We start from the raw sequence: 23,812 nt of genomic DNA on the forward strand, positions 1-23,812 counted from the left end.
AATATGAAAAATATTCTTATAAGATATGGAGAACTAACTTTAAAAGGTAATAACCGTAATCATTTCATTGCGAAGTTAATTCAAAATATTAAATTTAAATTGAAACCCTTTAAAGATTATGTTGTATATATTCGTGATAATAATTCTTTAACTTTGGAAGTAACTGACCAATACGTTGAAGACGTAGTTAAAGAGTTACAAACTGTTTTCGGAATTTATTCTTTGTCGATTGTTGAAAAAACAGCCTTAGATTTTGAAGAAATCACTCAAGCAGTTTTAAAAATAGCGCGTAAGTCTTCTAAAAAACGTTTTAAACTTGAGGTTACTCGTAAAGATAAAACTTTTCCAATGTCAAGTACTGAGATTAAACAAAAACTGGCCCCAATAGTATTACGTGATATTGGTGATTTAATTGTTGATGTTCATAATCCGGATTTGAAAATTGAGATCGTTATTAAAAAAGGCCATGTTGATATTTTTGATACTAGAGTTGCCGCATTAAAAGGTCTTCCAGTTGGAGTATCAGGAAAAGGTCTTTCATTATTAAGTGGAGGAATTGATTCACCAGTTGCTTCATTTTTAACAATGAAACGAGGAATGCAAGTGGATTTCATTCATTTTATGACACCACCACATACTTCTCCTGAGGCATTAGAAAAAGTTTTCCAATTAGCTGAAAAAACAGCGCGTTATAATCATCAACAGTTTAAGTTATATGTTTGTGATTTTGCAATGCTATTACAAGAATTACAACACATGCCAGATGATAGTTACAAGATTACAATTATGCGTCGTATGTTCATGCGTATTGCTAATCAAGTTGCTCGTAAAATTAATGCTAAAGCGCTAATCACTGGAGAATCACTTGGACAAGTGGCTTCTCAAACAATTGATAGTATTAATGTAATCAATTCAACTAGTGAACTGGCAATTTTACGCCCCGTATTAACTTATGATAAAGAAGAAATTATTGCAATTTCCAAATTTATTGATACTTATGAGACATCAATTTTACCATTTGATGATGTGTGCTCAATGTTTGTCCCTAAACAACCAGTAACCAAACCAAAACCATGAATTGCTGAACAACAAGAACAAGCAATTATGTGAGAAGAGATTCTGAAATACACAGTTGAAAACTTAATTGATGTTTATGTTTTCAAAGATAAAAAATTTATTAAAGAAGAAAAGCAAAATCGCCAAGAAGAAGAAAATAACGGGTAACCGTTATTTTATAATTTAGTAAAGGAGTCAAATGAAATATTCACCGCAATTTAATATTCGTAGCGCCTATAATTTTCAACAATCATTTATTAAAATTGATGATTATATTTCCTTTGCCCAAACTCATAATTTTGAGTATCTATTTTATTCAGAAATATCAACGATGTTTGGAGTAGCTGAGTTTATTAAAAAAGCCAAAGCAGCTAAAATTCAACCAATTATTGGATTGTCAATTAACACAACCCAAGGAATGGTTAACCTCTATCCAAAAACTCGTATAGGTTACCAACAAATTAATCGTATTTCAGCAAATTTGAATAATGGTAAAGAGTATAACGAACAGATGCTTTGAGAAATGCTTGAAGAAAACCTGAGTTCCGAAATTATTGTAGTTGCTGATTTAGATAATACAGAAAATTTAAAACTGACAAAGAAAATTTTAGAAGCCGATTTTTATGATGTTAAAAAGCTAAAAGTATTTTTTAAAGAAATTAATTATTTTGACATTGAAGATGAAGAAGATTATCAAGTTTTAGTGGCATTAAAGAATAATTTATTGGTAAGCGAAGTTCCGCTTTTGGAACCAACAAATTACTGAGATGATTCAGAAATCGCACAAATGTATTCTTTAGAAAATACTCAACGAATAACTCAAGAGATTGCTCAAAAAGTTACTTTTGAGTTATTTGATGATAGTGAACGCCATTTAATTGCTTTTAAAACACCGCAAAATATTCCAGCTGATAAGTATTTAGAAAAATTATGTTTTTCATCATTGGAAAGTTATTTTAAATTAGTTAAGCATCAACAAATTCCCAATGCTTATATTGAACGTTTAAATTATGAATTAAAGATCATTATTGATATGGGATTTGAAAACTATTTTTTAGTAGTTTGAGATTATGTCAAATTTGCTAAAGAAAAAAATATTTTAGTTGGCCCAGGTCGTGGAAGTGCAGCGGGTTCGTTGGTGGCTTTTTTATTACAAATAACACAAGTTGACCCTTTAGAATTTAACTTGCTGTTTGAACGATTTTTAAATCCCGAAAGAGTAACAATGCCTGATATTGATCTTGATTTTCAAGATGATCGTCGAGAAGAAGTTATTGAATATTTATTTGAAAAATATGGTTTATATAATGTAGCAACTATTACCACTTATCAATCAATTGGGGTTAAATCTGCAATTCGTGATGTTGCCAGAACTTATGGATTAGATTTAAATATTGTTAATGCAATAACAAAACAAATTCCGGGAGTTTTTTTAAATGACCTTGAGGGAGCAATTGCAAATAGTGGCAAATTAAAACAATATTTCCAAGAATATGCTTACATTTTTAAAACTGTCAAAAAGTTAATTGGATTGCCACGTCAAACTGGAACTCATGCAGCAGGAGTAATTCTTGTTGATACTGATTTACGTGATTATGTGCCAATTAAGGTTGGTTATAATGGAATTTATCAAACTCAGTTTGATATGAATCATTTAGAAGATATTGGATTAATTAAAATGGATTTATTGGGGTTACGTAACTTGACAACCTTGCAAGAAATTCGTTATGCAATTTACCGAAATCGTAAACAAAATATTACGTTTACTAAAATTCCTTTAAACGATCATCAAACTTTTGCAATGTTGGCTCAAGGTAACACTTCAGGAATTTTTCAATTAGAATCGCCGGGAATGACAAAGGTTGTTAAGAATATGCAAGTTGCAAGTATTGAAGATATTTCAGCTGCTTCGGCACTATTCCGACCAGGTCCACAAGAAATGATTCCAGAATATATCAAACGTAAAAACTCACGTAATCAAAATTATTTAATTGATTCAAGTTTAGGAGATATTCTAAATTCCACTTACGGAATTATTGTTTATCAAGAACAAGTTATTCAAATTCTTCAACGAGTTGCAAAGTTCTCGTTAGCTAAAGCCGATGTTATTCGTCGGGCAATGGGGAAAAAGAATCATGAATATATGTTATCAATGAAAACAGAATTTTTACAAGGAGCAGTAGCAAATAACTATACTATTGAAAAGGCAGAAGAAATTTGAAATTGAATTGATCGTTTTGCTGCTTATGGGTTTAATAAATCTCACTCAATTGCTTATTCATATATTAGTTATTGATTAGCATATTTTAAAACTCATTATACTGAAGAATTTTATTGCTCATTATTAAATGGAGTCATTGGAAATGTTGAAAAAACTTCACAGTATTTAAAAGAGATCACCCAGTATGGAGTTCAAATCAAATTACCAAGTGTTAAAAACGTTAATTATAGTTATGTTGGTAAAAATAAACAAATTTTTATGCCCTTAATTTTAATTAAAGGTATTGGAAAAGATTTTATTAAAAAACTACGTAGTTTATTTGAAGAGGATCATTCAGCATTTGATTCAATTTTCTCGTTTGCAACTCGAATGATCAAGAATGGTTTAAATAAGACAAATTATTTAGTTTTAGCTAAAGCGGGAGCTTTTGATGGTTTTGGTTATAACCGTCAAACCTTGATTGATAATATGGAATTAATTATTGCTTTTGCAGAATTTAATTATGGTGTTAAAAAACTTGATCCGATAACTTATCCGTTATTAGAAGAATCACCAATTCAGAATGAAGTTATTTCGGAATACGAAAAAGAAATTTATGGATTCTATTTAACAGCCCATCCGATTACTAAAATTAAAATTGATAATGCAAGTTTAAAACCAGCTGATATAAGTAAAGTTAAATCATTTAAAGGATATAGCACAGTAATTGGGTATGTAGCAATAGTAAGAACTAAAAAGGACAAAAATAACCAAGAAATGGCCTTTTTAAATTTAATTGATGATACTGATGAAATCGATATTACAATTTTTGCAAGAACTTATGAAACAATCAAATATGAACTACAGCCAGGAACGATTTTAGCATTAGAAATTGTAACTGAAGAATATCAAGGTAAAATTAGTGGTAAGCTAAATCGCATCATTAAAGTGATTAAAAAATAGGAGAGAATAATGGCAAATAAAAAAATACTATTAGTAGACGGAAATTCTTTAATTTTTCGAGCATATTATGGAGCGGCATATCAAGGGTCAATTTTATCAACTTCAGCAGGAATTCCTACAAATGCAGTTTTTTCATTTGCTAGTATGCTTACAAGTTTGTTATCTAATCGTGAATACTATGATGTTAAGGTAGCATTTGATAAGGGTAAAAAAACTTTTAGACATGAGATGCTAGAAGATTATAAAGCAGGTAGAACAAAAACTCCTGATGAACTAGTACAACAATTTCCAATAGTTCGGGAATTTTTAGATGCTGCCAATATTTCATGATACGAATTAGAAAATATTGAAGCAGATGATATTATTGGTTCATTGGCAAAAACTATTGAAACTGAAATTGCTGATTGCGATGTAGAAATTTTGACTAGTGATAAAGATATGTTTCAACTGATTTCAGACAAAACAGTTGTTTTAATTCCGGTAAAAGGAATGAGTGATTTAAAAACTTTTGGGAAAGCAGAGCTATTTGAAAAATGATCTTGTACTCCTGAACAAGTTGTAGATTTAAAAGGTTTAATGGGGGATGCCTCAGATAACTTAAAAGGAGTTGCTGGAATTGGAGAAAAAACAGCAATTAAATTAATTACTGAATATGGCTCAATTGAAAAAATTTATGAAAATCTTGAAAATATCAAAGGGGCAGTTAAAACTAGATTAGAAGTTGATAAAGAATCAGCATTCTTATGTAAAAAAATTGCTACAATCGCAACTGATACTCATGTTGATAATCTTGAATTTCGTAAGTTAAACTTGTCAATTAATTCGTTAGTCGAATTTTTACGAAAATACGAAATGTTTTCAATTATTAATCGTGTAAGTAATAGAGCTGAACAAATTAATAATGAAGAAAAACACCCATACCAAATTTTAGATTTTTGAAATAATGAGTTTGCTTGTGAAGAAAACTCAGTTTATGTTGAAGCATTAGAGGAAAATTATCACCGTGGCCAAATTATTGGAATTGCAATTAGTAACGAAAAAGGAAATTTCTTTATTAATGTTTCAAACGGGGCCAAACAATTAAGTATTTTTGATTTTGAAGAACCTCAAAAGGTTTTTGATAAACAACTTAATGAATTCTTAAAAACATCTTTATATAAAAAAGCAACTTATGACATTAAACGTACAGTCACACTATTAAAAACTGCTGGATATGATGTTTCTTATGAAGGTTTCAATTATGACATGATGGTTGCTAGTTATGCTTTGAATGCCAATGTTAAATCAACATTTGTCGATCATTTAAGACTGGTATCTCCAGAATTAAATATTACTGAAGATGAGTATATTTATGGTAAAGGTGTTAAACGTACTGGAGAAATCGATTTAGAAGTCAAAGCTGAGTTTATTACTAAAAAGGCGTTGTATATCAAAAAGACAAAATCTGATGTGATTGAAAAGCTGACAGAAACTAATCAAATTGACCTTTATGAAAAAATTGATTTACCTTTTGTAGAGGTCTTATTTACGACTGAACAAAATGGAATCTTAATTGATCGCCAAGAATTAAAAACTCAAACTTTAAACATTCTTAATAAAGTTAATGAGCTAGAATTACATATGCGTGATATTTTAGGAGAACAAATTGAAGAAAGTTTTAACTTCGCATCACCAAAACAAATTCAAGACCTTTTATTTGAAAAGTTGGGATTGCCAAACTTAGCAAAAGGAAGTACAGGTAAAGAAGTCTTAGAAAAACTTCGTACCGAACATGCGGTTGTTAACTTATTATTAGAACACCGTAAATATTCAAAACTGTATTCAACATACTTACGCGGATTTGAAAGATTTATTTTTGAAGACGGTAAAATTCACACTATTTTTAATCAGACATTAACTAATACCGGTAGACTAAGTAGTTCTGAACCAAATATTCAAAATATATCAATTCATGATCCTGCACAAAAAGAAGTTCGTAAAATTTTTGTAACCAAAGAAGACACATTATTTTATAGTTTTGATTATTCACAAATTGAACTACGAGTACTTGCACAAATGGGAAATGAACAAACGTTGATTGATATTTTCAATAATCAGCGCGATGTCCACTCAGAAGCCGCTAAAATGATTTATAAGTTGAAAGAAACTGATGAAGTATCTTCAGAAATGCGTCGAGTTGCTAAAGTTTTTAATTTTGGAATTATTTATGGACTAAGTGATTTTGGATTGTCTAACGATTTAAATATCTCAATTCCAGAAGCCAAGAATTTTATTACTGCATATTATGAAGCCTTTCCTGAAATTGCAACATTTAAAACTAAAGAAATTGAGTTCGCTAAAGCTAACGGTTATGCTTTAACATTGGCGAACCGAAAACGTAAAATTGATGAATTAAAATCAACTAATTATCAATTACGTCAATTTGGTGAAAGAGTGGCGGTTAATATGCCAATTCAAGGAACAGCAGCTGATATTTTAAAAGTAGCGATGATCAATATTTATAATGAAATAAATAAAGCTAAGTTAGGAACTAAAATTGTTGCTCAAATTCACGATGAAATTATCTTTGAAATTCCAAATACTGAATCTCAGCAAGCTGTGGAAATTATTATTGAAGAAATGGAATCAGCTATGCAGAAGATGTTTGAATTATTAGACCTAAATAATGAAATTAAAGTTAAATTAAGTGTTTCACAAGCAGCAGGTGAAAACTGATTTAAACTTAAATAGGAGGAAATATGCCAGAACTACCAGAAGTCACCACGGTTGCAAGAATTTTAAATCGTGAGATTAAAAATCTTACTATTACCGACAGTATGATTTTTTATACAAAACTTTTAAAAAATGTTGATGTTGCTGGTTTTAAAGCAGCAGTAAAAAATCAAAAAATTCTTGAAGTTACTAATCAAGCAAAATATATTGTAATTAAGTTGGAAAATCATGTGTTAATTTCTCATTTACGCATGGAAGGAAAATGAATGATCGAAGAACCGGAATTATATAGTTATGATCAAAAACATTTAGAAGCCCAATTGGTTTTAAGCAATGGTAAATTTGCCCGTTACTATGATACTCGTAAATTTGGAACATTAGAGTTATATACTTCTGAAACTTACCAAAATAGCCCTTCTTTAGCCAAATTAGGACCAATCCCTGGAGAAATTAGAGCAACTGCAGAATATTTATATGGTAAAACCCAACGTAGTCGTAAGGCCATTAAAACTGTTTTATTAGATCAAACGGTTATTGCTGGTTTAGGAAACATTTATGTTAATGAAGTTTTATTTGCAACAAAAATTCATCCCGAGCAACCTGCTAATACTATGACATTGCAAGATTGTGAAAACTTAATGCAAGCATCAACAAAAATTTTAACAAAAGCGATTGAACTTGGAGGAACAACAATTCACACATTTAAATCTAGTGTCGAAGTTGAAGGAAATTATCAAGAACATTTAAAAGTACATCTTCGTGCTGGTCAAGAATGTGTTAATTGCGGTTTCAAAATTGCCAAAAATTTTGTTAATGGACGAGGAACATATTACTGCCCTAATTGCCAAATTTTTAAAAAATAATTTTGACTCACACTTATTAGTGAGTTATTTTTTTTATTTAGCAAAATTTCACCCCCAAAAACACCAAAGTGGAAAAGTGGAAAAGTCACATAAAGTCAATGGGGTAAAGGGTTAGTAAAAAATGGCAAAAAAATATCAAAAAAAGTTTTCAATTTATCAACATTTTTAGACAAAAAAATAATAATATCAATCTATATCGGAGGTAATAAAATGATTTTTATAGATAAGAAATATACAATCAATATTACCGAGCGAATTGATGAGTTTGACCGTACTATTCTTTTAAATTTGTATCAACCAATAATCGGAAGTTCTGCTACTGGGTTGTATTTAACTTTAATTCAAGAATTTGAACTATCACAAAAAATCAATTCGATGCCATTTACAATTGAACGTTTGTTTAATTTGACTTCTACAACAGATAAACAATTTGAACGAAACCTTAAAAAACTAGAAGCTTTAAAATTAGTCAAAACGTTAATTGCAAAAGCAACAGGTGATTGCAAATTTAATATTCTAGCACCGCTATCGCCAAAAGACTTTTTTGCTAATGAAGTATTTAATAAAACATTAAGTAAAAAACTGGGTGAAGAAAATTATGAGGCGACAAAATTTATTTTTAAAGAACGTTCTTCAAAACGCAATGAAGAAGACTTTGAAGAAGTTTCAGTTGACTTTGCTGAGATCTTTGAAGAAGAGTTTAATACAATTACTAAGACAACCAATAACATGGCGTTATTTACTGCACCGAGTTCAAAATCAAAAAGAGCTAAGTTATGCCAAAAGCTGTTAGATTTAGACAAAGTTGCTGAACTAATTTATCAAGAAAATATTGTGATGGATTTTGAAGATGAATATACCGCTAATTTACTAAGTACTGCTTTAGCAGTACGATCATTTAGTGAATCACAAATTGCCGAGATGATTATTACTAGTTATAGCTTTGAAAATCGTGAAATTAATGAGAAGATTTTTGAAATTGAAGTTTTAAAAGCTTTAAAGGCCTCAAAAGGTTTACGAGAAATAACTTTAGGATTATCTCCAGCTGAAGTTAAAAAAGCTGAAGAGATGAGTTTTTATGATTGAGAAACTTATTATGAAATGTTAACAAATTCTTTACCAAGTTCAATTATTAAAAATGGAATTAGAGATATAATAAATAAGTACAAATCAACTAAAGGAGTAATCAATTGCTTAATGGAATTTTCGTTTTTAAAAAATGAAGGAAAAGTTATTGTCAACTATATTTCTAAAATTGCGCAAACTCTTTATGAAGAAAACTTAAATTCAGCGCAGCAAGTAATGGCCTTTTTAAAGGGAGCTAATAAAACTGCTAAGCGAGTTAAAAAGTCAGAGACAATTGTTAAAACATCAACTGTTTTAACTTCTCAAACAACCGATATGGAATTTGAAAAGTTTGATTTTAAACAATATGAAAATGAAGAATTAACTGATAATGATATTTTAATAATTGCCAATAATATGTAAAGGAGTAAGTATGAATAATCAACTAGCAGTTTTCAAAAAAAATGCAGTTATTCAAGAATTAATTTCATCGCATCAAATAAGCGATGAAATTTTGTCGTTAAATGAACCAATCTTAGATGATTTTGTAAATACTTATATTCAATGTGAACCAGGCCCTTTAAAGAAGTGTCGTCAAGCTACAAAAGGATATACAAAAACATTAGAGTTTACAAATGGACGTTTTTATATCAAACTTAAGAAATGTGCGCATTGGTTAACTGAAAATAAAAATTATGAAATGAAACAACACTTTATTTATCTTGATTATGATTTGGATGGTTTTGATTTTACAATTCCGGAATATTTATTAGATGTTGAAAAAAACGCCGAGTTATTTACTAAAGATGAAATTGAAAAACGTAAGATTTTTTTAAAAGACGCGTTAACACGTTTGCAAAAAGGGTATTCAAAGGGAGTTTATTTATACGGAGAACCAGGAATTGGGAAGACGACTTTAATTAAGGTTCTTGCTAACCATGCAGCTTTTAAAAACTATAGTGTTGCTTTTGCCAATGTTGGAAATTTAATTAATTCAGAGAAAAACTCTTGATCAGAAACAAATAAGAAAGCGAAGAATAATCAGTTCATTGCTAAATTTAAAAAAACCGATGTTTTGTTTTTAGATGATATCGGTGGTGAATCAGTGTCTAACTGATGAAGAGATGATTTTTTGTTTACAATTTTAAATTATCGTATGGAACACAAAAAAATAACATTTTTCACTTCAAATTTTTCAATGGAAGAATTAAAAGAAAACTATGTTATTAAAAGTGATAACTCAGCTATTGAAAAAATTAAGCAAAATCGCTTTATGGAACGAATTCGTACTTTAGCAGTTAGCTTTGAATTAAAGGGTAAGAACCATAGAAAGTAAGGGGGATATTTACTCAAATATTTCCTTTTTTTTCAAAAAAAGCATATAATTAATTTATATATAAGAGAGGGAAAAACACAAAATGGCAAAAAAAATTGCAATTAACGGATTCGGAAGAATCGGTCGTCTTACATTTAGACAATTATTTGATAAAGGTGTTGAAATTGTTGCTATTAACGATTTAACAGATACAAAAACTTTAGCTTATTTATTAGAATTTGATTCAGCTCAAGGAAAATTCCATGAAGGACAAATTTCAGCTAAAGAAGGAGCTATCATTATTGATGGTAAAGAAGTAAAAGTTTTCGCAGAAAGAGATGCTAGCGCATTACCTTGAGGAGAACTAGGAATTGATTTAGTTATTGAATCAACAGGATTCTACACTTCAAAAGAAAAAGCATCAGCACACCTTACTGCAGGAGCTAAAAAAGTTGTTATTTCAGCACCAGCTACTGGAGAAATGAAAACTGTTGTTTACGGAGTTAACCATAAAGACTTAACTGCTGAAGACGTAATTATTTCAGGAGCTTCATGTACAACTAACTGTTTAGCACCAATGGCTAAAATTTTAGATGAACACTTTGGAATTGAAAAAGGATTAATGACTACAGTTCATGCTGTAACAAACGATCAAAAATTATTAGATTTACCACACGCTGACTTACGTCGTGGACGTGCAGCAGCATGAAACATTATTCCATCAACTACAGGAGCAGCAGTAGCAGTTTCTTTAGTATTACCTCAATTAAAAGGTAAATTAGATGGTTTAGCATTACGTGTTCCTACAATTACAGGATCAATTACTGATTTAACAGTTGAATTCAATAAAGAAGTTTCAGTTGAATTAATTAACTCAACAATGAAAAAAGCTATTGAAGCAGATGCTGATTTAAAATTAGCAATTAAATACTGTGATCAACCAATCGTTTCAAATGATACAATCGGTTCATCATTTGGATCAATCTTTGATGCTACTTTAACAAAAGTTACTACAGTTAATGGAAAACAAATGGCTAAAGTATTCTCATGATATGACAATGAAAGTTCATACGTTTCTCAATTAGTTAGAACAACTATGTACTTCATGGGATTATAATTTCCAAAGATTACAATTAATAAAATTAACAGCTACGGCTGTTTTTTTATTTTTAAATCTAGAGAACAAGATTTGTTAATTTGAATTAAAGTTATTTATCAAAAAAGACCTTAAATGAGTTAAAATTATTAAGAATGATATTTTTAAGAAAGAAGGACAAAATATGAATTATAACCAAAAGAAAACTTTAAATGATATTGAAGTTAATGGTAAAACTGTTTTAGTTCGTGTTGATTTTAACGTGCCATTAAAAGATGGTGTGATTACTGACGATAACCGTATTCAAGCGGCGTTACCAACAATCAAACACTTAGTTAAAAACGGAGCTAAAATTGTATTATTTTCACACTTATCAAGAATTAAAAGTGAAGAAGATAAAGCAACTAAATCTTTAGCACCAGTTGCAAAAAGATTAGCTGAAGTTTTAGGACAAGCAGTTAAATTTGTGCCTCAAACAAGAGGAAGCGAATTAGAAGCAGCTATTAAAGGTTTAGAAGCTGGACAAGTATTACTATTTGAAAACACTCGTTTTGAAGATGTTAAAGATGGTGAAGTTGTTAAAGCTGAATCTAAAAATGCTCCAGAATTAGGAAAATACTGAGCTTCATTAGGAGATGTTTTTGTAAATGATGCTTTTGGAACTGCTCACCGTGCGCATGCTTCAAACGTAGGAATTTCAGAAAACATTAGTGAATCTGCATTAGGATTTTTAGTTCAATCTGAAATTGAAATGTTAGGTAAAGGAATTGATACTCCTGAACGTCCTTTCGTAGCAATTTTAGGAGGAGCAAAAGTTTCTGATAAAATTGGAGTTATTGATCACTTATTAACTAAAGTTGACAAAATTTTAGTTGGTGGAGGAATGACTTATACATTCATGAAAGCATTGGGACACGAAATCGGAGCTTCATTATTAGAAGAAGATAAAGTTGAATTAGCAAAAACTTATTTAGAAAAAGCTAATGGAAAAATTATCTTACCAATCGATTCAGCATGTGCACCATCATTTGCTGATGTTGAACCAACATTTTGTGGATTAGATGTTCCTGCAGGATTAATGGGATTAGATATTGGACCTAAAACAATTGAATTATTCCAAAAAGAATTAGCTGGAGCAAAAACTGTTGTTTGAAATGGACCAATGGGAGTTTCAGAATTTGAAAACTTTAAAGCTGGAACTGTTGCTGTTTGTGAATCAGCTGCTAAATTAGACAACGCCTTTACTTTAATTGGTGGAGGAGATTCTGCTGCTGCTGCAATTAAGTTAGGATTCAGAGATGATTTCTCATGAATCTCAACAGGAGGGGGAGCTTCACTACAATATATGGAAGGTAAAGCTTTACCAGGTATTGAAGCAATTTCTAACAAGTAATTATCATATTAACCAAAAAATGAATTTCTTACGAAATTCATTTTTTTAATCTTTGGAATTGAAGGATCTTAGAATTAAGAAATCTTATTTTAGATACTTAAAGACGAGAGTTATTCTTGTATAATTAATTATTGAATGGAGTGAATAAAATGTTTAATGGTAAGCTAAAAGCCGAAGACGGAGCGATCGTAATTATTTTAATAATATTTATTGCTCTGCTAATTTTATCAATGATAGTAGGTAAGCTAATAATTTATATTTATGGAAAGATGAGCAAAACTGCATTATCAGGAGAAGAGGTTTTAGAGCGTTTAAAGCATGCTCGTAGTCAAGAAAGATTAACTGTAGAAGTTACCAAACGAAACTATGTTAGCGCTTTGTTTAGATACAAACGTCAAACTGATACTTTGAAAGTTTCTCAAACAAATTATAAGCAAACAAATTTACAAAGTGTTTTTGAAATTCTTAATGCCTTTGATCAAATGGAAGAGTACAAAACTAATAGCAAAGAAAGTTCATGACAACTAAAAGGACTTATCGGTTTATTTAGCTTGGCAATTTTAACTTTGATTGGAGTTGCCTTGATTATTATCTTTGTGCCTCATGAAAATAACCCTAATAAAGTTAATACAGCAATACCTTTTGGATGGGCATTCGCTTTAGAGGTTTTATCAGTGTTTGGATGAATGGTTTCGGTATTAGTGTTTTTATGATGAATTAATATTATTCAAAATAAAAAGAATAATCTTTTAGAAATGGCAAAACCAATTCTGACAACTACTGAATATATCAAGTTTAGAAAAATGTTATCAATTTGATTGTATGTTCCAATGTCATCAAGAGTTTTGGTGTAACAGTAGAAATGTATAGAAGGATTAACTAAAAAGTATGTGAAAAATTTGTAATAAGGCCAAAGATGATAATTGGGATAGTCAAGTAGAACTGGAGCCCTCTGTTCCAATATTATCGATTGATTCAGACTATCAATTATCGATTGATGATTTTCAAGGAGATAGTCTTGGTAGACCTATACTTATTTCTGGTGAGCCAGGTTTAGGTAAAACACATATTATTAATAGATTTTTAGAAAAGACTCGGGGTAGTTTAAAAGAGATTCGAGATAATAATGAAGAAGTTAAAATCAATGTTGAGTATATCAGCTGCAAGTCTTTTTTAGATACAATCAATGAACAAAAAGAGGACTATTTTAAAGTATTTATGAGTAAAGTTGTAGGTCAAATCAAGGGATCTCAAAAGCGAAGCACTGACTATGTAGATCGAAAGTTTGTTCTTACTTCAATTCTCTCACTAATTGAGTTTAGCTTGATATCGGCATTTGTGGACGTTTTGCTTTCAGATTTAAGAGAAGATGTTATCGAACTATATTGTACTTTACTAAGCCTTATATTAATATTCCTTTTTATAAATACTATCTTTTTTATTCGTGAAATTTGGAGAATTAAAAACTGGTCTGATTATCGAGAGCAGTTGAAAAAAGCTACAAGTAAAAGTAAAAACAGTAAGACCATAGTTATTTTTGACGAAATTAACCGCTTAGTTCTTCTAAAAAATCAATCTCTAGTGGAAGTAGAAAAAAAATTCATAAAGGAAATAAGTTCTATCAAAAGCAAAAACTTAATTTTTGTTTTTGTGACTTCTGAAAAGGTTATTGAGGACATAGATAACGAAGAATCCGATTTTTCTTTCAAATATTTTTGAAAAGTATTTAAAGTGGAAAAAAGCGATAAAATTATTCAAAAATTAGTTGAAGAAAACATCAAAAGCCGTAGTTTATATAAAAGTATAGAAGATGAAATTACTTCGCTACTTGTAAATGTATTTGAAAATTTAAACTATAGGCTATTAAAGATGTGTTTAACACATTTTGATAATATCCAATATGAAGAGATAAATACTAAATATTTTGACTTGCACTCTTTTGTTATTATTCACATATTAAAGTCTCTTAATTATACAAGTACGAACTTTGGTATAGTAAATAAAAAGATGACTACATTTTATAGCTATAATTCTTTTTTAAATATTAATGATATTGCAATGATATCTGAGGTTTTTTATGACAAAATTTATTATGCTATGCAATCTTGGAGTTCTATTGAACAAGATTGAAAAAATTTTACTGATGCGAACAAAGCAAAAGCTTCTTTTTCAAATTCATCACAAAATAATTGTTTCACAAAAAGCAAGTATTTGATAAGTTTGATGCAAGATTACAAATCGTCTAATTTTGAAAGTAGCGAAAAAGTTGAAAAAATTAGAAAAGTTTATTCTGTGCTTATGAAAAATAAAATAGCATCGTATAGTATTCCTAAGTCTATGAGTTTTTTAGATGAATATGATCCTTTCGCTAAAAAAATCTATTCATTTGAAAGGGGATATTCTCACTTTATTATCTATAATTTTGAGTATTTTTTAAAGCTAATTAAAATTGACAATTTTGAATCAGTAATAGAAAACAGAAAAAACCAAGATTATTGAATTTTTGCATGAATTTTTCATAAATTCAACAGTTGTTCTGATTCAATCGAAGAGATTAACTTTGTAAAAAATATGTTTGATGTTTTTTCAAAAACCAAATATGATATTGGATTGGTAGAGTTTTTTCTTTCCTTATACTTCGCAAAAACATGAAAAAGAATAACAGAAATAGAAGTCAAAGATTTCCCTATTATCAAATATGAAACCATTAAATATGGATATACTTTACCTGCGGAAGCATGTGTAAAAAAAGGGGAACTTATCAAAAAAGTAAAATCTCTCAGCTCAAATGAACAAAAGTGGTTAGATGTCGTTCACAGATTTTATGAATACTCTGATCATAGATTTAAATTTAGTGACTTATTTTGAGAGTTGGTTTATTGCTCTAATAATGATGATGAAAAAAAAGAAATTATTGATTTTTTCTTAGATATAGGAATGAAAAAAGATGAACTCTTGCTTTTATTAAAGAATGAAAGTAATAAAGGATTACTTAACATTGAGGAACAAAAAGAGCATTATACATTAGAGCAAGTTCATGATATGAAGAAAAAAATTCGTAAAAACATGGAATGACTTTGCAAAGTCTATGCGTAGAAGGTAACTATACAACAAAAATACTCCAAGAATGCAGTAAAGCATGACTCGGAGTATTTTTAATTTTTATAACTATCTTGCTTGTTTTTGATCTTCAACTCTGGCAATGTTTTCATTGTATTTAATAACAACACGACCGTCGCGAGCTCAAATTCCTGCAATACATTCAACTGAAATTCTAACAATCATCATCACATAGTAGAATGTAAAGACAACGTTTGCTAAAGCTCACATGATAGCGAATGCTTTCATGAATCCACTTTCTTGACCGATTTTTTGGAATAGATCAGCAATTGCCCCTAAAAGTCTAATAATTGAAATAACAATTAATCATACTAATTCTAATGTTGCTACAACTAAAAACATAATTGCAACAGCGTTCATTAGTTTACTTGCAGTAGTATTACCGTCAAAAATTTCTTGTTTATTTCCACCATAAAATGTCAATACTCCAATTGCTCCTAAAGTTGTTAAAGCAATCAAAATTATGAAAGTTACTAATCCACCAGTGTTTGCTAATAAGTCAGCAAAACTAATTCCGCTTGCTCCAAGAGTACTTGTCAATGTTGCTAACAAGAATCCTCCTAGTCCAAGAGCTCCACCAACCAACATTGTTAGTCCTAAAACTCTTGATAAGAATCAACGAGGTTTAACTGTTGAAACAGTTTCCATATTTCTAAATTGAGTTAATACAAAAGGAGTTAAGAATCCTCCTAGAGTTAATGATAAAACTGCTAAGATATAACGATTGGCAATTATTTCTTGATCATCGTTTTCTTTAACAAATTTACAAATAACAATAGCTGTATAAACTGTTTTTCATACCATGTATAAACATATTGCTAAAACAATACTTCATAAAATTTTGGTTTGCACAAAATTTGGGTCCTCTATGCTTAAACGTTTTAACTCGTCGTTAATAAAGTAAAAAGCTACAATTAGTCCGATTACGGCAATTACGGTTCCAATAATTTGGGCAAAAATAATAAACCCACGTGGAACTATACTTTGATTTCTCATATTTTCTCTCCTTTCGTAATCATACTAATTATATATCAAACATAAAAAAATAACCTATCGATAAGACAGGTTATTTTAGTTCGAATATTTAAAGTTTATTTATCACTTGGCTTTTTGTTTAAGATAACCGGAATAATCAATGGATTACGACGTTTAGTTTTAAAAATGTATGGTGATAAAGATTGCTTAATTGCTTGCTTAATTGCTCCAAAAGTTGGTTTAGGAGAATTAAGAACTTCTAAGACAGCATTAGTAACAATGTTAATTGATTCTCCAATTACATTTCCTGAATCACGAACATAGAAGCTTCCACGAGAAATAATTTTAGGTTGACTCAATAATTTATTAGTTTGTGAATCAATTGACACCACAACAGAAATTAATCCATCACGACTTAAAATATCACGTTCACGAATTACATTTGAAGCTTGACCAGTCATATCTTTTCCATCAACATAAATTGCATCAGCTTCAACACGTTTTTCAACTTTAGCTTTTCCGTTTAATAATTCTAAAACATCTCCGTTAGCCATAACAAATCCGTGACCTGGTTCTAAGTTAACTGATTCAGCTGTTTCAACATGTTTTTTCAACATTCTAAATTCTCCATGCATTGGCATAAAGTAATTTGGACGTAATAAGCTGAATAATAATTTTTGTTCTTCTTGACTGGCATGTCCTGAAGAGTGGATTTTGTTGTTTGTTGAGTTTTCAATAACAATTGCTCCAACACGAGTTAAACGATTAGTTAAACGCTCAACATCAGCACGGTTACCAGGAATTGGTGATGATGAAAAGATCACAGTATCACCAGGTTTAATGTTTACTGATTGGTGTTTACCAGTAGCAATTCTTGATAAAGCTGCCATTGGTTCACCTTGAGAACCAGTAGTAATTACCATGATTTGGTTATCAGGATATTTGTCAATATCATTTGGTTTGATAAATTCTTTTTCAGAAATTTTTAAGTGACCCATTTGACGAATAATTTTAATGATACGTTCAATTGAACGGCCAAGAATCACAATTTTACGACCGTAACGGTTCGCAGTTTCAATAATATGTTGAATACGGTGAACGTTTGAAGCAAAAGTTGTAATCATGATGCGACCTTTAGCTTTTAAAAATAGTTGATCAATATTTTCAATAATACCTTTTTCACTTGGAGTGTATCCTTCAACTTCAGCATTAGTTGAATCAGCCATTAAAAGTTCGATTCCTTTATCACCCATTGCTGCTAGTTTATTTAGTTCGGTATAGTGTCCCAATGGAGTTCAGTCAAATTTGTAATCCCCAGTTGAAAAAATGTTTCCGTTGGGAGTTTCTACTAAAATTCCAAAAGCATCAGGAATTGAATGGTTTAATGCAGCAAAACTAACGCGTAAGTTGCTTGATTTTCAAATATCATCAGCAACATATTCTTTAACAACTGTTTTACCAGTTAGTTTGTTTTCTTTTAAGCGATCACGAACCAAAGCAGAAGCTAGTTCTGGAGCATAAATTACGGGAATATCAACTTGTTTTAATAAGTAGTGAATTCCTCCAATATGGTCTTCATGACCGTGAGTAATAAATAATGCTTTAATTTTCTTTTGATTTTCGACTAAATAAGAATAATCCGGAATAACAGCATTAACTCCCAACATTGTTGCGTCAGGAAACTTAACTCCAGCATCAATAATAATAATTTCGTTATCATATTCAACAACGTAAGTGTTTTTTCCAATTTCTTCTAGTCCACCTAAAGCAAAAACTTTAGTTGGGATCTGTGTAGTTGCATATTGACGTTTAACCGCTTTCTGCTTAAATACAAAGGGTTTAATTTCTTCTTCAACCGGTTTAATTGGTGAAGGTTTAGTTTCAGTTGTTTTTAAATCTTTTTCCATAATAAAATACCTTTCAATTTGATATAAAGTGCCCTGTTTTACATAAAAATCCTAATATTATATTTGATTTGTGTTAATTCAAATTAAGTTATTAATCATTTCTATTAATTGTCAGCAATTACCTTTTTTAGGCCTAAATATATTTTCTTAAATAATTTATACCATAAAAACTAACCATTTTTTGAGTTTTTTAAAACATTATGACTGAGAAAAGCAAAATTTTTAAAAAACAATTTTTGAAGTAAAAAAGCTTTTAAAAAATATTTTTAGTAAGATTGGAAATTTTTTTGAAAAAATCCTTTTAAAACCTATGTTTTGTGTTTGGAAAAAAAATAATTTGTTTGGAAAAAAATACTAACTACATTTGTAAATGACTTTATTACTTTTTGCAAAAAACTTTGGTTATAATGATAAACAAATAGAAACTTATATAGTGTAGCAAAATGGGCTACAGACTCCACCCCTTGCCAAACGTAGGGACTATAGGTTAGAACTTTTGCATACACAAAATGGGTTTCTGTTGAAAAAAGAAAAAGTGTTAGATGAATGCAAAAGTTGAAAAAATTATATTCACAGTGATCTAATACTGTTTTACTTTTAAAAATAGCAATCTAAATAAGCCAATAATAAATATTGTAGAAGTCTTTAAGACTGACCTTATTTAAAATTTGTCATATATATAAAAAGAGAGAGGTTTTTTATGTCAAATAACAATAAATATTACCAAGAATCGGTATCACCTTTAGAGTACGCTTTAAATGGTTTTCAAAACAAATTACGTTCAGTTAACTGAAACTTCATCAATGATGAAAAAGATTTGGAAGTTTGAACTCGTGTTACACAAAACTTTTGATTGCCAGAAAAAATCCCTGTTTCTAATGATTTAGTCTCATGAAAAACATTAACCCCAGAATGACAACAGTTAGTTACTCGAACTTTTACTGGGCTGACGTTGTTAGACACTATTCAAGCAACTGTTGGAGATACAGCCCAAATTAATAATGCCTTAACAGATCATGAGCAAGTTATTTATACTAACTTTGCCTTTATGGTAGGGGTTCACGCTCGTTCATATGGATCAATATTTTCAACTTTGTGTTCAAGTGACCAAATTGAAGAAGCTCATGAATGAGTTATTGAGACTGAAAGTTTACAAGCCCGTGCCCGTGCATTGATCCCATATTACGTGGGCAATGATCCATTAAAATCTAAAGTGGCAGCGGCAATGATGCCAGGGTTCTTATTATATGGAGGATTTTACTTACCATTTTACTTATCAGCTCGTGGGAAAATGCCTAACACTTCTGATATTATTCGTTTAATTTTACGAGATAAAGTTATTCATAATTATTACAGTGGTTATAAATATCAACGTAAAGTTGAAAAACTTTCTCCAGAAAAACAAGCAGAAATGAAAACATTTGTTTTTGATCTTTTATATGAACTAATTGATTTGGAAAAAGCTTATTTGACTGAATTATATGCTGATTTTGGTCTAGCTGAAGATGCGATTAAGTTTAGTGTTTATAATGCTGGAAAGTTCTTACAAAATTTAGGGTATGATTCACCATTTACAGAAGAAGAAACTCGTATTGAACCAGAAATCTTTACTCAACTATCTGCTAGAGCTGATGAAAATCATGACTTTTTCTCAGGTAATGGATCTTCATATGTGATGGGACTATCTGAAGAAACTGAAGATGAAGATTGAGAGTTTTAGCAAATGCATAAAGATGTGATTAAAGTGACAACTGATCAAGTTGTTAAACCAACAGGACCAATTCATGTAGTGTATTTTTCATCGACTTCAAATAATACTCATCGCTTTATTCAAAAATTGGGGGTTAATAACTCACGTATTCCTTATGAATTAAGTGAAGAAATTACTGTTAATAGTGATTATATTTTAATTACACCAACTTACAGTGGTGGTGGTAATTTAACTGATGGGGCAGTCCCTAAACAAGTTATTAAATTTTTAAATAATAAACAAAATCGCGATTTTTGTCGTGGAGTAATTGCCTCAGGCAACACAAACTTTGGAGATACATTTGCTTTAGCAGGACCAATAATTTCTAAACGCTTAAATGTCCCATTGTTATACCAATTTGAATTATTAGGAACAAATCATGACGTTGAAACAATCAATGAAATTATTAGAAATTTTTGAGGAGAAAATAATTATGAGCAAAAATAAAATTTTAACTTTATCAGGAACAAATGAATCTGATGAGTACATTGCATTAAATGCAAAATCAAAACTGTTTAGTGTGGGGAAAGATAATTTTAAATTAGATTTAGACGCAGCACGATCATATATGAAACATCATGTTGTTCCGAATACAAAAGTTTTTAAAGATATTAAAGAAAAAATTACATGATTAGTTGATAACAATTATTATGAAGCCGATTTAGTTAACAGCTATGATTTGAACGCGATTGCTGAGTTATATGCGAAAGCTTTGGCCTACAATCATGAATTTCCAAGTTTCATGGGAGCATTAAAGTTTTTTAACGCTTATGGACTAAAAACTTTTGATGGAAAACAATACTTAGAAGATTATGAATTACGAGTATTAATGTGTGCTTTATTTTTAGGAGATGGTGATCTTAAAAAGGCAACAAGTGTTTTAAATCAAATGATGTTAGGAAGATTTCAACCAGCAACGCCAACATTTTTAAATGCTGGAAAAAAACAACGTGGAGAATTTATTTCTTGTTATTTATTACGAGTAGAAGATAATATTGAATCAATCGGAAGAGCAATTACCACATCGTTACAATTATCAAAACGTGGAGGGGGAGTTGCCTTATGTTTAACAAATTTACGTGAGTTTTCAGCACCAATTAAACAAGTTCAAAATCAAGCGACAGGAGTTATTCCGGTAATGAAAATCTTAGAAGACTCGTTTTCTTATGCTAATCAATTAGGTCAACGTCAAGGAGCTGGAGCAGTTTATTTAAATGTCCACCACCCTGATATCATGAGCTTTTTAGATACTAAACGTGAAAATGCTGACGAAAAAGTTCGTATTAAATCTCTTTCATTAGGAGTAGTTGTTCCCGACATTACTTTTGAACTAGCAAAAAACAATGAAGATATGGCACTATTTAGTCCTTATGATGTTGAGCGAGTTTATAAAAAAGCAATGAGTGATATTTCAATTACAGAGGAATACTACAATTTACTAAATAATCCCGAAATTAAGAAAACCTTTATTAGTGCTCGTAAATTATTTCAAACAATTGCTGAACTACACTTTGAAAGTGGTTATCCATACTTATTGTTTGATGATACAGTTAACAATCGTAATGCTCATGCAAATCAAGGACGAATTGTTATGAGTAATTTATGTAGTGAAATTGTTCAAGTAAGTACTCCAAGTGAGTTTAATGTTGATTTAACTTATAAAACTGTCGGAGATGACATTTGTTGTAATTTAGGAAGTGTTAATATTGCCAAAATGATGGAAAGTGGCAATGAATTTTCCGAAGCGATCTTTAATTCAATTTGAGCCTTGAATCATGTTTCAAGAAATAGTGATCTTGCTTGTGCTCCATCTGTTGAACAAGGGAATCGTAAAAACCGTGCTGTGGGATTAGGAGCCATGAACCTACATGGGTTCTTAGCAACCAATAAAATCTTTTATAACTCACCTGAAGCAATTGATTTTACTAACATCTTTTTCTATGTTATGGCCTATCATGCTTTTAAAGCTTCAAATGAATTAGTAAAAACTTTTGGAGCCTTTACTGATTTTGAAAAAACTCAGTTTGCTGATGGAACTTATTTTGAGAAATATACTAAATGTGAGCCAACAAAATGAACTCCAGAAACTTCTCGCATTCAAGAAATTTTTGCTCAATATAATATTGAAATTCCAACTCAAGCTGATTGAATTGCTTTAAGCAAAAAAATCCAACAAGAGGGAATTGCTAATTCACACTTAATGGCAGTAGCTCCAACAGGATCAATTAGTTATCTGTCATCATGTACTCCAAGTTTACAACCAGTAGTAGCTCCTGTTGAAGTCCGCAAAGAAGGAAAACTAGGAAGAGTTTATGTTCCAGCTTATAAAATTGATTTTGACAACATGGGCTATTATGCAATGGGTGCTTATGAAGTTGGACCTAATCCAATTATTGATATTGTTGCAGCTGCTCAACAACATGTTGATCAAGCAATTTCGCTAACTTTATTTATGACTGATCAGGCAACAACACGTGATTTAAATAAGGCTTATATTCGTGCTTTCAAAAGTGGCTGTGCCTCAATCTACTATGTTCGAGTACGTCAAGAAGTACTTGAGGATAGTGAAAACTATGAATGTGATGCTTGTGTAATTTAAACTATTTGTTAAGTTGAAAACCCAAAATGTGGGTTTTCAACTTTTTTTTTTTTTTTTTTTTGACCTTTTTTATGAGACACATATATTTTTAATATGTAGGTCATTTTTTAAATAGTGAACTACAACATTTTTTAAAGTTTTAATTAAAGAAAGGAAGATTCAAATGAAGAAATTATTAGGATTATTAGGTTCTGTTACATTAGTAGCAACGTCGGTTTCAACTGCGGCTGCTTGCTCTAATAAATTAAAAAAAGTCGATTTGACAAACTATCTAGAACTTGTTTCAAAGGAAACTTATCAAAAACATTTATCAATTGAACAAGCGATTAAAAGTATTCAAGCAATTGAACAATTGCCAGCGGGAGTTTCGAAAGTAGACGTATCCAAAGCAAGCGATGATGAAATAAAACTTACTTTTACGACAGCAAAAGATTATGCAAAAGTTGATAGTTTAGTTGTGAAATTTGTGCCGGCAAAAGTTACCAGAATAACTAGTTTTAACGACCAAGCTAAAAGCTTGGCTGAGTATAGTTTTAAAACTATTAAAGAAGCAAGAGATGCTATTGCAACTTTAGCACCTCCTGAAGGAGTAAGTTCTTTTACAGCAACGATTATTGATAACAAAATTGTTGTAACTTTTAAAATGAAAGAGGGTTATTTACCAATTTCTAATCAGGTTTTCCAATTCATTGCGATTCGAGATGTGGATACTTCAGCATTTAGAACAAAAGTTAACGAAATTGTTAATGGCCAATTTAAAACTGTTGGTGAAGCAATTACCAAGATTAACGCGTTAAG

The 23,812-nt window shown here is 30.2% G+C and carries 16 protein-coding genes and 1 riboswitch; of the genes, 15 read left to right on the forward strand and 1 reads right to left on the reverse strand.

The window, feature by feature from the left end; translation table 4 throughout:
• Window positions 1-3: 3 nt before the first annotated feature.
• From thiI to L872_RS05240, 11 genes are all read left to right on the forward strand, one after another.
• Window positions 4-1,224, forward strand: coding sequence for a tRNA uracil 4-sulfurtransferase ThiI (gene thiI, locus L872_RS0100995; protein WP_027063034.1), 1,221 nt, complete (start codon window positions 4-6; stop codon window positions 1,222-1,224).
• A gap of 31 nt (window positions 1,225-1,255) precedes the next feature.
• The gene (locus tag L872_RS0101000) at window positions 1,256-4,219 is read left to right on the forward strand and encodes a DNA polymerase III subunit alpha (RefSeq protein WP_027063035.1); all 2,964 of its coding nucleotides are present in this window, start codon (window positions 1,256-1,258) and stop codon (window positions 4,217-4,219) included.
• Between the two features lie 9 nt (window positions 4,220-4,228).
• On the forward strand, window positions 4,229-6,949 hold the full coding sequence (gene polA, locus L872_RS0101005) for a DNA polymerase I (RefSeq protein WP_036268806.1): 2,721 nt from the start codon (window positions 4,229-4,231) through the stop codon (window positions 6,947-6,949).
• A gap of 8 nt (window positions 6,950-6,957) precedes the next feature.
• Window positions 6,958-7,794, forward strand: coding sequence for a DNA-formamidopyrimidine glycosylase (gene mutM / locus L872_RS0101010; RefSeq protein ID WP_027063037.1), 837 nt, complete (start codon window positions 6,958-6,960; stop codon window positions 7,792-7,794).
• Between the two features lie 210 nt (window positions 7,795-8,004).
• A complete protein-coding gene (locus tag L872_RS0101015) occupies window positions 8,005-9,282 on the forward strand; it encodes a DnaD domain protein (RefSeq protein WP_027063038.1) in 1,278 nt (425 codons plus the stop codon).
• 10 nt (window positions 9,283-9,292) lie between these two features.
• Window positions 9,293-10,195 carry an ATP-binding protein gene (locus L872_RS0101020; protein WP_036268807.1) on the forward strand — a complete coding sequence of 301 codons (903 nt, stop codon included), beginning with the start codon at window positions 9,293-9,295 and terminating at the stop codon, window positions 10,193-10,195.
• 82 nt (window positions 10,196-10,277) lie between these two features.
• Window positions 10,278-11,291, forward strand: coding sequence for a type I glyceraldehyde-3-phosphate dehydrogenase (gene gap, locus L872_RS0101025; RefSeq protein ID WP_027063040.1), 1,014 nt, complete (start codon window positions 10,278-10,280; stop codon window positions 11,289-11,291).
• Between the two features lie 163 nt (window positions 11,292-11,454).
• Window positions 11,455-12,663 carry a phosphoglycerate kinase gene (locus L872_RS0101030; RefSeq protein WP_027063041.1) on the forward strand — a complete coding sequence of 403 codons (1,209 nt, stop codon included), beginning with the start codon at window positions 11,455-11,457 and terminating at the stop codon, window positions 12,661-12,663.
• A 149-nt stretch (window positions 12,664-12,812) separates the two neighbouring features.
• Window positions 12,813-13,517, forward strand: a complete 705-nt coding sequence (locus tag L872_RS0101035; RefSeq protein WP_027063042.1) for a hypothetical protein — start codon at window positions 12,813-12,815, stop codon at window positions 13,515-13,517.
• A 34-nt stretch (window positions 13,518-13,551) separates the two neighbouring features.
• Window positions 13,552-15,759 carry a hypothetical protein gene (locus L872_RS04470; RefSeq protein ID WP_036268808.1) on the forward strand — a complete coding sequence of 736 codons (2,208 nt, stop codon included), beginning with the start codon at window positions 13,552-13,554 and terminating at the stop codon, window positions 15,757-15,759.
• A 972-nt stretch (window positions 15,760-16,731) separates the two neighbouring features.
• Complete coding sequence (locus L872_RS05240) at window positions 16,732-16,824, forward strand: hypothetical protein (protein WP_169729887.1); 93 nt, start codon at window positions 16,732-16,734, stop codon at window positions 16,822-16,824.
• A gap of 50 nt (window positions 16,825-16,874) precedes the next feature.
• On the opposite strand, the gene L872_RS04475 is transcribed toward L872_RS05240, so the two are convergent.
• A complete protein-coding gene (locus L872_RS04475; RefSeq protein ID WP_036268810.1) occupies window positions 16,875-18,665 on the reverse strand; it encodes a ribonuclease J in 1,791 nt (596 codons plus the stop codon).
• 424 nt (window positions 18,666-19,089) lie between these two features.
• Window positions 19,090-19,153, forward strand: a riboswitch (nucleoside riboswitch).
• A gap of 212 nt (window positions 19,154-19,365) precedes the next feature.
• Between L872_RS04475 and nrdF the strand changes: the two genes are divergently transcribed.
• The 4 genes from nrdF to L872_RS0101070 form a co-directional block, all read left to right on the forward strand.
• Window positions 19,366-20,385 (forward strand): class 1b ribonucleoside-diphosphate reductase subunit beta, encoded by a 1,020-nt coding sequence (nrdF, locus tag L872_RS0101055; protein ID WP_027063044.1) that lies wholly within the window; start codon window positions 19,366-19,368, stop codon window positions 20,383-20,385.
• A gap of 3 nt (window positions 20,386-20,388) precedes the next feature.
• Window positions 20,389-20,862 (forward strand): class Ib ribonucleoside-diphosphate reductase assembly flavoprotein NrdI, encoded by a 474-nt coding sequence (nrdI, locus tag L872_RS0101060; RefSeq protein WP_027063045.1) that lies wholly within the window; start codon window positions 20,389-20,391, stop codon window positions 20,860-20,862.
• Window positions 20,849-23,014, forward strand: coding sequence for a class 1b ribonucleoside-diphosphate reductase subunit alpha (gene nrdE / locus L872_RS0101065; protein WP_027063046.1), 2,166 nt, complete (start codon window positions 20,849-20,851; stop codon window positions 23,012-23,014). Before nrdI ends, nrdE begins: the two co-directional genes overlap by 14 nt.
• Before the next feature lie 163 nt (window positions 23,015-23,177).
• A partial coding sequence (locus tag L872_RS0101070) for a lipoprotein (protein ID WP_027063047.1) occupies window positions 23,178-23,812 on the forward strand: 635 nt, incomplete at its 3' end.

Source organism: Mesoplasma seiffertii ATCC 49495 (assembly GCF_000518725.1).
GTDB lineage: Bacteria > Bacillota_I > Bacilli_A > Mycoplasmatales > Mycoplasmataceae > Tullyiplasma > Tullyiplasma seiffertii.